This window comes from Afipia sp. GW822-FHT03D08, assembly GCF_058801645.1.
In genome coordinates, this window is record NZ_JBXANK010000003.1 from 560324 (window position 1) to 572665 (window position 12342).

Annotated in this window: 11 protein-coding genes; 10 read left to right on the plus strand and 1 reads right to left on the minus strand. The window is 58.8% G+C overall.

What is annotated here, in order from left to right; genetic code table 11:
• The first annotated feature begins 162 nt into the window (after positions 1 to 162).
• The 7 genes from AC1RM7_RS21935 (at position 163) to AC1RM7_RS21965 (ending at position 7983) form a co-directional block, all read left to right on the plus strand.
• Positions 163 to 1008 (plus strand): AraC family transcriptional regulator, encoded by an 846-nt coding sequence (locus AC1RM7_RS21935; protein WP_024919470.1) that lies wholly within the window; start codon positions 163 to 165, stop codon positions 1006 to 1008.
• A 332-nt stretch (positions 1009 to 1340) separates the two neighbouring features.
• Positions 1341 to 3035, plus strand: a complete 1695-nt coding sequence (locus AC1RM7_RS21940; protein WP_024919469.1) for a GMC family oxidoreductase — start codon at positions 1341 to 1343, stop codon at positions 3033 to 3035.
• Positions 3036 to 3383: 348 nt separating this feature from the next.
• Entirely contained in the window at positions 3384 to 4556 is a 1173-nt protein-coding gene (locus tag AC1RM7_RS21945) for an ABC transporter substrate-binding protein (protein WP_006018910.1), read from the plus strand.
• 80 nt (positions 4557 to 4636) lie between these two features.
• The gene (locus AC1RM7_RS21950) at positions 4637 to 5530 is read left to right on the plus strand and encodes a branched-chain amino acid ABC transporter permease (RefSeq protein ID WP_006018911.1); all 894 of its coding nucleotides are present in this window, start codon (positions 4637 to 4639) and stop codon (positions 5528 to 5530) included.
• Positions 5523 to 6539: a branched-chain amino acid ABC transporter permease gene (locus AC1RM7_RS21955; protein WP_006018912.1), complete on the plus strand. Its 1017-nt coding sequence runs from the start codon at positions 5523 to 5525 to the stop codon at positions 6537 to 6539. The genes AC1RM7_RS21950 and AC1RM7_RS21955 overlap by 8 nt, the downstream gene beginning before the upstream one ends.
• Positions 6536 to 7276, plus strand: coding sequence for an ABC transporter ATP-binding protein (locus AC1RM7_RS21960; RefSeq protein ID WP_024919468.1), 741 nt, complete (start codon positions 6536 to 6538; stop codon positions 7274 to 7276). Before AC1RM7_RS21955 ends, AC1RM7_RS21960 begins: the two co-directional genes overlap by 4 nt.
• A 62-nt stretch (positions 7277 to 7338) precedes the next feature.
• Entirely contained in the window at positions 7339 to 7983 is a 645-nt protein-coding gene (locus AC1RM7_RS21965; RefSeq protein WP_492837325.1) for an ABC transporter ATP-binding protein, read from the plus strand.
• 88 nt (positions 7984 to 8071) lie between these two features.
• On the opposite strand, the gene AC1RM7_RS21970 is transcribed toward AC1RM7_RS21965, so the two are convergent.
• The gene (locus AC1RM7_RS21970; RefSeq protein WP_024919466.1) at positions 8072 to 8992 is read right to left on the minus strand and encodes a LysR family transcriptional regulator; all 921 of its coding nucleotides are present in this window, start codon (positions 8990 to 8992) and stop codon (positions 8072 to 8074) included.
• Between the two features lie 169 nt (positions 8993 to 9161).
• Between AC1RM7_RS21970 and AC1RM7_RS21975 the strand changes: the two genes are divergently transcribed.
• The 3 genes from AC1RM7_RS21975 (at position 9162) to AC1RM7_RS21985 (ending at position 12339) form a co-directional block, all read left to right on the plus strand.
• On the plus strand, positions 9162 to 9779 hold the full coding sequence (locus AC1RM7_RS21975) for a UbiX family flavin prenyltransferase (protein ID WP_024919465.1): 618 nt from the start codon (positions 9162 to 9164) through the stop codon (positions 9777 to 9779).
• Between the two features lie 34 nt (positions 9780 to 9813).
• Complete coding sequence (locus AC1RM7_RS21980; protein WP_024919464.1) at positions 9814 to 11229, plus strand: UbiD family decarboxylase; 1416 nt, start codon at positions 9814 to 9816, stop codon at positions 11227 to 11229.
• A 96-nt stretch (positions 11230 to 11325) separates the two neighbouring features.
• Complete coding sequence (locus AC1RM7_RS21985; RefSeq protein WP_157223935.1) at positions 11326 to 12339, plus strand: ABC transporter substrate-binding protein; 1014 nt, start codon at positions 11326 to 11328, stop codon at positions 12337 to 12339.
• Positions 12340 to 12342 lie beyond the last annotated feature (3 nt).

Genomic DNA, 12342 nt, shown 5'->3' on the forward strand with positions numbered 1-12342 from the left:
GGAAGAAATCTAGAATCCATGCTAAAGGGCTACTTTGCACCGAGGCGGATTTTTTATCATTTCAGATGTTTCTTTAGCGTCGTCGTCCGTGTTTCGCCGATCCGCCATGCATGCTAGAATTATTCTGTGCTGCAGAAGGCAGCGGCTTGCCGGGGTACGTCTGTGACCAAGGCGTTGAGCATCTTGAGCGGAGCTTTCGGGCGAGTCGCTCTTCTTGATATGGACACCTCGCTGGTCGCCCATGCGCACCCTCATTGCCATCTGATCTTCAAGGCCAGCGGTCCCGATCAGGACTTCATCGTCGAAGGACGGGTATTCCCGTTGCGTTATGACACGGCCGTTGCGGTCAACACATGGCAGCGGCACGAATACCTGCACCGCGCCAAGCCTGAGCGAACCGTTTTTCTTGCGTTGTATATTGAACCAGACTGGCTCGCCGAAGCGGATGGCTCCTTTGCGAACTGCACGAGGCCGGGATTCTTCGCGCAATCCGCGATCTCGATCACATGCGAGATCATGCGATTGCGCGCGAAACTCGTGCGCCTTCTCCAGACGGAGCTTCATATTGATGCACGGCAATTGGAAAAACTGATTCTCGACCTCACTCTGGAGGTCGTACATGGCTTCTCAGACTGGCGTGCACAATCATTCGGGAGAGGTGGGCGGCACGTGGCGCGTGATTTCCGGATACTCAAGGCGCTTCGCCAGATCCATGAAAATACAGGGGAAAAAAGGCCGGACCTCGATGGCATTGCAACGGGGGCGGGGTTGTCTCGTCCGCACTTCAACTATTTGTTCCGGAACTGCACCGGCGTCAGTCCGCGTCTCTATGCAAATGCCTGGAGGGTGGAGGCTGCGGTGAGCAAGCTGCGCAAAGAGAGCTCCGATATCGGCGTGATTTCCGGAGATCTCGGATTCACTGCGCAAGGTAACTTCACGCGATTCTTTCAGCAGCACACTGGCGCATCACCCCATCAATTCCGACGCGTGATGGCGGAACTGTCCTAGCCCCGATCCGAAGGTCGGATCATTCAGCCCAAGCTGCCACAGCAGACTGAAATTCAAGGCGACGCCAGAGCAGTTGCTTGAAATCGGCGCATCGGAAATTTGCATCTGACGTGGGTCTGCGAGCACTCGCAGCGTCTGCTATCAGGATGAATGATCGAGAAAATCAAAATCAACTATTTGTTTTGATTGCGGGGCCTGCTTAGCCTGCGGAGCAAGCATGCGTCGCACTGCTCAGAAAGACAAGCTGGATGCAAACCCAAGGGCGGAAACAGATGACAGAGTTTTCGCAGGAGCACCTGGTTGCGGGCCGCAACGGCGAATTGGCCTAGGCGATGGACACTGCTCGTTTTGACGACGTCATTCTTGGTGCAGGGTCTGCTGGATGTGTCCTTGCAAATCGTCTCTCCGCCAATGGCCGCCGCCGCGTTCTTCTCGTGGAGGCCGGACAGGATACGCCCCCGGAGAATACGCCGGCGGAAATTCTCGACAGCTATCCAATGCCGCTGTTTTTCGGTGATCGCTATATCTGGCCTGGTCTCTCTGCGATGGCCGGGCGCACCGCAAGTGGTGGCGCCATCACGCGGCCTTATGAGCAAGGCCGTGTGATGGGTGGCGGTTCATCCATCAACGTACAGTCCGCTAACCGCGGGCTGCCGCGGGACTATGATCAATGGCGTGATCTCGGTGCGAGAGGGTGGGGCTGGGAGGATGTGCTGCCCTATTTCCGAAAACTGGAGACCGATCTCGATTTCGGAGGCCCGTTGCACGGCGCAGACGGCCCGATCCCTATCCGGCGCATTAAGCGCGAGGATTGGCCGGCGTTCGGACGAGCAGTGGGAGATGCCTTTTTCGCCAGCGGATTGCCTTTCAGGGAGGATCAGAACGGGGAGTTTGACGACGGCATTTATCCGCCCGCGTTTTCCAATCGGGATGATCGCCGCGTTTCGGCGGCATCCGCCTATCTCGATGCCCGGATACGCAGGCGCAAGAATCTCGCGGTATGGACGGACAGTTTTGCCGATCGGCTTGTCATGCGCGGGCCTCGTGCGTCGCAAGTGGAGATCGTTCGCTCCGGTCAACGTATTGCAGTAAACGCCGGACGTGTGATCGTCACCGCGGGGGCAATACAATCGCCGGCGATTTTGCTGCGCGCCGGAGTTGGCGCTCCGGCCGTGCTACGGGATCTTGGTATCGATGTGCAGGTCGCTCTCCCGGGAGTTGGAGAGAATCTGCGCGACCACCCCGCGCTGACGTTCTGTCAGTTCTTGCCGCGTCACCTTCGTCTGCCGATGTCGGTGCGTCGCGCGAGTTTTGTTGCCCTGCGTTATTCGTCGCAGGTCGAAGGATGCAATGCGTCCGATATGTATCTTACTGCGTCCGCGCGCGCAGGATGGCATGCTCTGGGAGAGCGCCTTGGTCTTTACTTTCTCTGGTGCAACCAGCCGCACTCAGCGGGCAACGTCGCACTGACATCGCCGAATTCGAGAGCTTACCCGACCGTCGACCTCAATCTGCTTTCGGATCGGCGCGATCTTGAGCGAATGATGGCCGCCGTGCGGCTGCTCGCTCGCCTTGTCGTTGTGTCCGGTCTCAACGCGGCGGCGGACGATTTCTTTCCGGCTTCGTTTTCGCCTCGCATCAAGCGCCTGAGCAGCTTCAATCTGACAAACAGGCTGTTGGCATCTGTTATGGGCGCAATGCTCGACGTTCCGGCCGCATTTCGCCATGTAATGGTGAAAACTATTTTGCTGAACGGTATTACTTTCAGCGATGTGCTCGCCGACGACAAAGCGCTTGAGGATTTCGTTCTGCGCAGCGTTTTCGGTGTCTGGCACCCGAGCGGGACGTGCCGGATGGGTGACCCGTCTGATCCGTTAGCGGTCGTTGATCCAAACGGGAAGGTGATTGGAACGGAGAACGTTTACGTCGCCGACGCCTCTGTCATGCCGCGTCTGCCGACGGCGAATACGAACATTCCGACAATTATGATCGCTGAGAAAATATCGGATGCGCTGCTGGCAACATAGCAGCTTCTCACGCAGGCTCTTTTAGACGAGCAAGCTTCTGCGTGTCGCAACGCAGCATGTTTAATGAGACGGATTGGTAGTTTGTAAGAACGCTCGGTATCGCCGCAGCGCGCAACATCTTCGAGAACTTTTGCGAACGTGTCATCAAGAACACGGTCAGCAGAGGACGAGGGGATGGGTGTTTCGCTCCGGCTTGGACGGGGCGTTCGTCGCGACATGCGGGACTCGCATACCTTCCGGTCCTTCTAGACTTTTTGCTGTGGTCTCAAGTGCCGTCGTCGGCGCGAGCCACTGTGTTTGATGGAAACAAGAGCTCGCGTCAGCGGAGCGTTTGAGGGAGGCACTGTCATGACAAAGACCGCTGTCGTACTGGCGAGTCTGCTCGCTACCACAGCCATTACCGTTCCGGCTTTGGCCAACGATCCGATCAAGATCGGGGTGGTTACGCCGCTGTCGGGCACGTACACGCCGATTGGACAGCAGGTGCGTTGGGGGCTCGAGCTTGCAACAAAGGAAGTCAATGCGGCCGGCGGTGTCATGGGCCGTCAGATTCAGCTCATCTTCGAAGACGAAGAAGCGAACCCGTCAGTGGCAGTGCAGAAGGCAGAGAAGCTGTTTGAAGTTCAAAAGGTGGACTTCCTGACCGGCACCGTCAATTCTGGCTCTACGCTCGCGGTCGGGCAGATCGCTGAACGCGCCGGAAAGCTAATCGCGACCACGGTTTCGTTTGCGGATTCGATCACCACCGACAAGTGTTCGCCCAACGTCTTCCGCGTCAACGCGCGGGCAGGTCAGCAGGCCACAGCGCTTGCCGCGTGGGTCTCAAAGCAGAAGCCGAAGGCGAAGGTCTTCTTCCTCGGCCCCGACTATGAAATGGGCCGCTCCACGGTTGCGACCTTCAAGAAGACGATCGAGGGACTTGGTGCAACCGCGGCAGGCGAAGTCTTTGCACCGCTCGACAGCAAGGACTATACGCAATACTTCGGCCAGCTTCGCCAGGCCAAGCCGGAGGTGCTCTACACATCGGTGGCGGGCAACGACACGGTCCGCCTGTTGACCCAGATGCAGGACTTCGGCCTGCTCGGTAATCTTCTCGTGGTCGGTGCATCGGGCACGGTGACGTCACAGAACATTGCGGCCATAGGTACGGCTGCCAACGGCTTCGGAACTGGCGTCGGTTACTCGACTCAGATCGATTCGCTGGAGAACAAGAAGTTCGTCGATGCCTTCAGGGCGGCAAACAAGGCAGATCCGGATCTCTACGGCGCCGACAGTTACGGCCTAATCTATTTCTACAAGGCTGCGGTCGAGAAAGCGAAATCAACCGAGACGGACAAGGTTCGTGAGGCGATGAAGGATCTGTCGTGGGACACCCCGCAAGGCAAGAAGACCATGCGCGGAGGTGACCATCAGGCCATTCAGCCGATGTATGTGGTCCGTGTTGATGGCGGCCAGTTCAAGATCGTCGGGGACGTCGGCGGAAACGAAGCGATCGGCCCCGACGAGTGCAAGCGCTTCTGATCCCGAGATAGGGTTGCCGCCGCTCTCGGCCTTTTGCGAGCGGCGGTCACCACATCACAGACCCATAGCAGTGATAGCGGATGTCCGGATTTCTTGAATATTTCCAGTTCGTGCTTGCTCCGCAAATGATAACGGGGCTGGCTCTCGGCGTGGCGGTGGTGCTTGTCGCGCTCGGCCTCACCATCATCTTCGGCTTGCTGGATGTCATCAACATGGCGCATGGCGAGTTCTACGCCGTTGGTGCCTATCTTGCGCTGGCGCTCGGCGCGTCCGGCATCAGTTTCTGGCTGCTCCTGCTGATCGTGCCACTGCTGATGCTGCCGCTCGGCTATATCGTAGAACGGGGACTTATCCAGCGCGTTTTCAACCTGCCGGATCGGCATGTGACCACGCTGCTTCTGACCTTCGGACTTGGACTCGTCATTGAGGAAGTCCTGAAGATCGTGTTCGGCTCCAACACCCAGCGCCCGCCGACCCCGATCGCCGGTGCGATCGAAATCATGGGCGTGTTGCTGCCGTCGTACCGGTTGTTTTTGATCCTGATCGGCTTTGCCATTGTTGCCGCGGTCGCAATCGTCATCAACAAGACCTCGCTTGGAGCCATGGTGCGGGCCGCCGCGTTTGATCGCAACATGGCGGCATCCCTCGGCGTGCCGGTTAAAAGAGTGTTCGCGGTTACCTTCGCGTTAGGTGTGGCGCTGGCAGGCCTCGCCGGTGTGCTGCTCGCGCCGATCTATTCGGTGTTTCCGACCATGGGCCGCGACTTCATCTTTCTGGCATTCACCGTGGTGATTGTCGGAGGCATGGGGTCAATCGCTGGCGCCGTTGTTGCGGGGCTTTTTCTTACACAGGTGCAGGCGATCTCAAGCCTGATCGTGTCTCCGGTCTGGAGCGATCCGATTCTGTTCAGCATCATGGTCCTGATGCTGGTGATCCGGCCGCAGGGCCTGTTCGGGCGGCTGGGTCATGGCTGACGCAAAAATGGGTAAGCCCCAGATCATCGACCGGCTTGGTCTTTCCATGCGTGCAAGTCACGTCCTCGTAGCGATCTTCGTTGTCGCGGCGCTGATATTGGCCGCGGTGGGTGCATCTACGGGCGACACTTTTTACCTTCGGCTTGGAACGGAAGCGTTGATATTCGCAGGCCTCGCGCTGTCCGTAGATATCTTGCTTGGCTACACCGGGTTGTTGTCCCTTGGTCAGGCGCTGTATTTCGGGATGGGAGCATACATCTCCGCGCTTGTTCTGAAAGAGGTTCCTTCATTCTGGGGCGCGATGGCCGCCGTGCTTGTCGCTTCGCTTGTGGTCGGTACCGCAGCGGGATTGATCGCCAATCGCGTGCGAGGCGTCTACTTCGCGCTCGTTACATTCGGGCTGGCCCAGGTCGCTGCCCGCGCCGTCTACAACACACGTGCCATCGGCGCCTCCGATGGTCTTATCGGAATTCCGATCGTGCCTATCAATCTGGGCGTCGGAACCATTATGTCGAGCGCGCCGGCGAGCTTCTTTCTTTTCACGCTCGCTTTCATTGTGATCCTGTATCTGGTTAGCGCTTACCTCCTGGATACGCCGTTCGGCCGCATCCTTGTGGCGCTTCGCGCCAATGAACGCCGGGTCCCGTTCCTCGGTTATTCCACCCGCAATGCGCGGCTGGCGGCTTATATGCTGGCGGCCGTTGTCGCGGCCATGTCCGGCGCGCTGTATCCCATGCTGCGGGGTTTCGTGTCGCCGGAACTGATGTTCTTCTCGACATCAGGCAACGCGGTTATCACGGTGGTGACCGGCGGCGTCGGTACTCTTGCGGGCGCACTGTATGGCGGGGTCATCTTGACCGTTCTGAAATCCGTTATCGGGTCGATGACCGAGCACCACCTCATTGTCATTGGTCTGCTGTTCATGGCTGTGGTCATTTTCCTTCCCAAGGGCCTGATGGGTGTCATAAGGCCGCGGATCGAACGCATACTGAGCGGAGAGTCGCGGTGACGGCTATTCTCGAAGTTGACGGCCTTGGCGTCGCATTCGGCGGCATCCGTGCGGTTGATGGCGTCTCTTTCGCCGCCGAGCCGAATGCCATTACGACGGTGATCGGTCCGAATGGAGCCGGCAAGTCGACCTTGTTCAATCTGATCAGTGGTCTGATCCGCCCCAATACCGGCCGCGTCATCCTGCGCGGCGTCGACCGCACTGGCGTCCCGCCGCATCTGATGCTGCGCGCGGGGCTCGGCCGCTCGTTTCAGATTACCAATCTGTTCTTTGAATTGACTGTGTTCGAGAACCTGAGACTGGCGGCCCAGCGGCTGGAGTCTGCAAGCCGGCTTTGGAAGCCGGTGTGGAGCAGCAAGCTGGCGCTGGCACGTGTGGACGCATTGATCGAACGTTTTGCTCTCGGCCCGAAGATCGGCGAACTTGCGGGCGCGCTCTCCCACGGCGAGCAACGGCGGCTTGAAATCGCGGTGGCGCTGGCTGCGGAGCCCTCCATCCTGTTGCTCGATGAGCCGACGCAAGGAATGAGCCACTCAGACACGGCGGATACGGCGAGCCTGATCCGGGACCTCGCGCACGATGTGACCATTCTCCTGATCGAGCACGACATCGGTATTGTGATGGATATCTCTGACCATATCGTCGTCATGCATCAGGGCAAAAAGCTCGCCGAGGGCGCACCGGCTGTCGTGCGAGCCGATCCGGCCGTTAAGGCTGCTTATTTTGGGCACGCATGATGTTCGGGATCGAGAACCTCCATGTCCATTACGGACTTTCTCACGTGATCCAGGGCATCACGATGCAAGCCGCACCCGGCGAGGTGATCGGTATTTTCGGCCGCAATGGCGTCGGCAAGACCACGCTGATGAAGACGATCGCGGGCTGGGTCGCGCCGAGCGGCGGCTCGATTGAGCTGGACGGGACGCGGCTCGATGGTCTTGAGCCAGATGAAATGTGCCGTCATGGCATCGGCTTTGTACCAGAAGACAGGCGGATATTTCCCGGGCTCAGCGTCGAGGAAAACCTGAAACTTGGTCTGAGGCAGCGCGCGGGCCGCTCACGTTCCGAGGAGAAGGCGGAGATCGATCGCATCTACCAGCGCATGCCGCGTCTGGCCGAAAGGCGGCAGCAAGTCGGGACGACGTTGTCCGGCGGCGAGCAACAGATGCTCGCGATCGCTCGCGTCATGGTGGGCCGACCCAAGCTCGCGCTAATCGACGAGCCCAGCGAGGGACTCGCGCCGATGATCGTTGCGGATATCTTCGCCATCATTGAGGAAATGAGAGCTGCCGGTTCGATCATTCTGCTTGTCGAGCAGAATGTGAAAGGTGCACTCAGCGTGTCCGACCGCTTCTATGCCATCGAGCGCGGCTCGGTCGTTCTGGCTGGCAATGCACAGGATGAAACCGACAAGGCTCGGCTGATGGATGTCATCGCTGTCTAGCGCTCCGAATCCGAAGTTCTTGCAGACCGTCGCGCCGGGCGGCGTCGGCGCCATCCGCAGGATAGACACGACCTGGTCCAGCGAATGCCTAGCGGTTCACAAGACGAGACGCCGAGGTCGCGGCCGTCTGAAGGTCTTCCGCGATGATGTCCATAACCGCGGTCATGGCTGCGGACACGACTCTTCGTGGATTCGTAACCCACGCGATTGTTCTGACGATCCCAGGCTTGCGCAGGCGATGGGCCTCGATCCTCCCCGCCGAGAGGTCCGGATAAAGCGCGATGCCAGGCAGTACCGTGATGAGATCGGTGGTGGCGATGATTTCACAAATGGCCGACAGGGTATCGATTTCCAGCCGCGGTTTCAGCGTGAAATCGACCTCGGCAGCGGTCGCGTCGAGGATGCGCCTCAATCCGTGACGGCGCGAGGGAATCACGATGCTGAGATCCTTCAGTCGCCGGTAGGGCACGACAGTGGGCAACTCAACCTTGTTGCTCGGACCGTAGGCCAGCATCATCTCTTCGTCGAGGATATGTCGTGCTGCTATCGACGATCTTCCTGGCGGCAGGTTGACGATAGCGATATCGAGCTGGCCGGTAGCGACCCAGTCCACCAGAACTTCGGTATAGCCCTCGCAAACGAGAAGCTGAATCTCCGGATACTGCACGGCGATTTTGGCCGACGACGCCGCGAGCGTGCTTTGCGCCGCGGACGTGATCATCCCGATACTGACACGGCCGGAAATCTTGCCGTCCAGCCGCGCCATCTCGTCTCTCGCGTGATCAACGTTCTGTATGATCGAGCCTGCGAGGCCAGCCAGCGTTTCTCCGGCAGGCGTCAGCGAAACGCCGTGCGCGGAACGGTAGAAAAGCTGCTTGCCGAGAGACTTCTCCAGCTTGGCGATCTGCATGCTCAAGGCAGGCTGCACGATGTTGAGTTGGCGTGCAGCACGGGTCACGTTGCCCTCCCGGGCAAGGCACAGAAAATACTGGAGTTGCTTGAAATCCATCCGGGCGCCTCCGCAAAGTGAGCATTTATATCATAAGTATAAATGATTGAAAAAATCAAAATCTATTATTTGTATTGATTAATGGCCCTGCGTAGCTTCATCGGTAAACGTGCCGCCTTGTTCCGAGGCGTCGTGTTCAAACTGAAAAAGAAGCTCAAGGGCGGAATGAATGATCGAGTTTTCGCAGCGGCGTCTCGTCGTGGGCATTTCCGGTGCATCAGGCGTGGTCTATGGCGTCCGGCTGCTGCAGCTGCTGCGCAATGCCGGCGTCGAGACCCATCTGGTCATGTCGAAGACCGCCGAGGTTACGTTTGCTTACGAGACTTCGCTGAAGATTTCGGACGTCAAGGCGATGGCTCACACCACTCATTCCATCGAAGATATGGCGGCCTCGATCTCCAGCGGTTCATTCCGCACCGCCGGCATGATCATAGCGCCGTGTTCCATGCGTTCGATGTCCGAGATCGCGTCGGGTGTCACCACGACGCTGTTGACGCGCGCTGCGGACGTCACTCTGAAAGAGCGTCGCCGTCTGGTTCTGATGGTGAGAGAAACGCCGCTTCACACAGGGCATTTGCGCACCATGACCGCGCTGTCGGAAATGGGGGCGATCATCGCGCCGCCGGTGCCTGCGTTCTACGCCAAGCCCGAAAGTCTCGATGCGATGGTGGACCATACGGTCGGCCGCGTGCTCGACATGTTCGACATCGATGTCGGCGTGGTTGAGCGGTGGGGCGAAGGCCTCGGCCTGAAGCGCCGTCCGGCGCTGCGTGGCGACCCCTCCTGAACTCCGACACCACGATCATGCTGAGGACTAGATGATGGAAGCCAGGAATACCAAAGCAGCGGCCGGCCACAACGCGACTCCTGATTTGCGAAGCTGGTTGCGGCAACTCGCTGCAACCGATCGTCTGGCCGTGACGCGCGGCGGATTGTCGCTGGTTGACGAAATCGCGGCCGTCTCCAAGAGACTGGAGAATGAGAGCGCCGTTCTGTTTCCGTCGCCGAGCCAGCACGATATTCCGGTGGTGGCGAATATCTTTGCGAACCGCGGCTGGGTCGCAGACTCGCTTGGCATAGCGGCAGGCGATCTGTTGGAGCGGTTCCAGAATGCCGTCCGCGCGCCAATTCCGTGGGTGGAAGTCAAGGACGCCGCCGCGCAGGAGGTGGTTCATCGCGACGTGGATTTGCTGAAGCAGTTGCCCATACCAAAGCACAACGAGCATGACAGCGGGCCTTACATTACGGCTGCGCTTCTGATCGCACGCAATCCCAAGACCGGAATCCAGAACGTATCGATCCACCGCTGTCAGGTCAGCGGTCCCGACCGGATTGGCGTTCTTTTGCTGCCGCGTCACACGCTCCATTACTACAAGATGGCAGAGCAGGCCGGAGAGGGGCTGGAGATCGCGCTGGTGATCGGGGTTCATCCCGCTTGCATTCTTGCATCGCAGGCGATCGCCGCGGTTGACGAAGACGAGATGGAGATTGCGGGTGCGCTGCTCGGCCATCCCATCGAGATGGTGAAATGCCGCACCAATCAGGTCCGGGTGCCGGCTCACGCCGAGATTGTGATCGAGGGGCGTATTCTTCCGAAGGTTCGCGAACCTGAAGGGCCATTCGGGGAATTCCCGCAGTATTATGGTCCTCGCGCCAATCGCGAGGTTATTCAGGTTGATGCGATTACGCATCGCAAGAACGCGATCTTCCACACCATCGTTGGAGGAGGTGCAGAGCATCTGGTGCTCGGCGAGATTCCGCGAGAAGCAACGCTGCTCGAGCACATGCAGCGCAGCTTCTCCAGCGTTCGTGACGTACGGCTCACATGGGGCGGAACGTGCCGGTACCACCTCGTCGTGAAAATCGATAAAACCAGCAATGGCGAGCCAAAGAACATCATCATGGGCGCTTTTGGCGGCCATTACGATGTGAAGCAGGTCATTGTCGTCGATATGGATGTTGATATCGACAAGCCGCACGAAGTCGAATGGGCCGTTGCGACGCGTTTCCAAGCAGACAGGGATCTTTTGGTTGTTTCGGGGGCGCAAGGTTCGAAGCTCGACCCCAGCAGCAACGGCGGTATCAGCGCCAAGATGGGTCTCGACGCAACAAAACCGATAGAATCGGAGCCGATGACTTTCAAACGCATTCACGTCAAAGGCCAGGAAGACGTCGATCTGCCCCGCGTGTTGCTTGACGATCCGAAAGCCGCGTTTGCGCGCATCGTCGGCCTGTAATTCCAGCAGTTTCACGCAACCGGTCAGCGAAACACCCACGTAAGGCGGGGAAGGGGAGAGGACGGAAACATGAACAGGCGAACGGTGGTTCTGGCGATGGCGGCAACGTGCGGGTTGCTGCTCGGGAGCTTTAACGGCGCACACGCGCAAAAGACCGAGACGGTCAAGGTTGGCGTCAACAAGGTCATCAGCGACGTTGTTTTCTACATCGCGCAGGAACGTGGTTTCTTCGACGAGCAAAAGCTCACCGTCGAACTCATTCCGTTTGATTCCGGGCCGCGGATGATTGCGCCGTTGGCCGCAGGCCAGATCGATATCGGCGCGGGCGCCTCCTCAGCGGGCTTGTTCAATGCGGTGGCGCGCGGCCTCGGCGTGAAGATAGTCGCGGACAAGGGCTCCACGGCAATGACGTATGACTACATGCCGCTGATCATACGCAAGGATCTCGTCGATTCCGGGAGGGTCAAAACATTTGCCGACCTCAAGGGATTGAAGCTCGCTGCCGCAGGGCCGGGGTCGGCCACCAATGCCAAGCTCAATGTGGCGCTTACACAGGGGGGCTTGACTTACAAGGACAGCGATAACGTCAATATGAGCTATCCGCAGCAGGTGCTCGCCCTGACTTCGAAGGCGATCGACGGAGCTATCACCACAGAGCCTTCGACGAGCCAGGCCATCGCAAGCGGCGTTGCCGTACGGCTTTCCAAGGATGTGCTCTATCCGGGGCAACAGGTCGCGGTATTGCTCTACGGCAATGATATGCTGACAAAGCGTCGCGATGTTGGTCAGCGTTTCATGACTGCCTATGTCAAAGCTGCCCGCGTTTATAACGACGCGACGCATGAAGGGCGCTTCAGTGGTACAGGATCGAAGGAAGTTGTCGACCTCATCATGAAGACGACGGGGCTGACCAACCGTGAAATGTTTGACACCATGGTGCCGAACGGCATCTCGCCCGACGCGGCGGTCAATATTAAAAGCCTCACCGACGACCTGAAGTTCTTCGTCGATCAGGGGCAGATTGAGAAGCCCGTGGCAGTCGGCGATGTGATCGACATGTCGTTCGCGGAGACTGCGGTCAAGCTGCTCGGTCCTTACAAGCCCAGGTAAAAG

What these genes read in the sequence shown, in the direction of transcription:
- AC1RM7_RS21975 (WP_024919465.1), top strand. Translation starts at nt 9,162, where the DNA reads ATGATCGAGTTTTCGCAGCGGCGTCTCGTCGTGGGCATTTCCGGTGCA.
- AC1RM7_RS21945 (WP_006018910.1), top strand. Translation starts at nt 3,384, where the DNA reads ATGACAAAGACCGCTGTCGTACTGGCGAGTCTGCTCGCTACCACAGCC.
- AC1RM7_RS21965 (WP_492837325.1), top strand. Translation starts at nt 7,339, where the DNA reads ATGCAAGCCGCACCCGGCGAGGTGATCGGTATTTTCGGCCGCAATGGC.
- AC1RM7_RS21985 (WP_157223935.1), top strand. Translation starts at nt 11,326, where the DNA reads ATGGCGGCAACGTGCGGGTTGCTGCTCGGGAGCTTTAACGGCGCACAC.
- AC1RM7_RS21955 (WP_006018912.1), top strand. Translation starts at nt 5,523, where the DNA reads ATGGCTGACGCAAAAATGGGTAAGCCCCAGATCATCGACCGGCTTGGT.
- AC1RM7_RS21970 (WP_024919466.1), bottom strand. Translation starts at nt 8,992, where the DNA reads ATGGATTTCAAGCAACTCCAGTATTTTCTGTGCCTTGCCCGGGAGGGC.
- AC1RM7_RS21950 (WP_006018911.1), top strand. Translation starts at nt 4,637, where the DNA reads ATGTCCGGATTTCTTGAATATTTCCAGTTCGTGCTTGCTCCGCAAATG.
- AC1RM7_RS21980 (WP_024919464.1), top strand. Translation starts at nt 9,814, where the DNA reads ATGGAAGCCAGGAATACCAAAGCAGCGGCCGGCCACAACGCGACTCCT.
- AC1RM7_RS21940 (WP_024919469.1), top strand. Translation starts at nt 1,341, where the DNA reads ATGGACACTGCTCGTTTTGACGACGTCATTCTTGGTGCAGGGTCTGCT.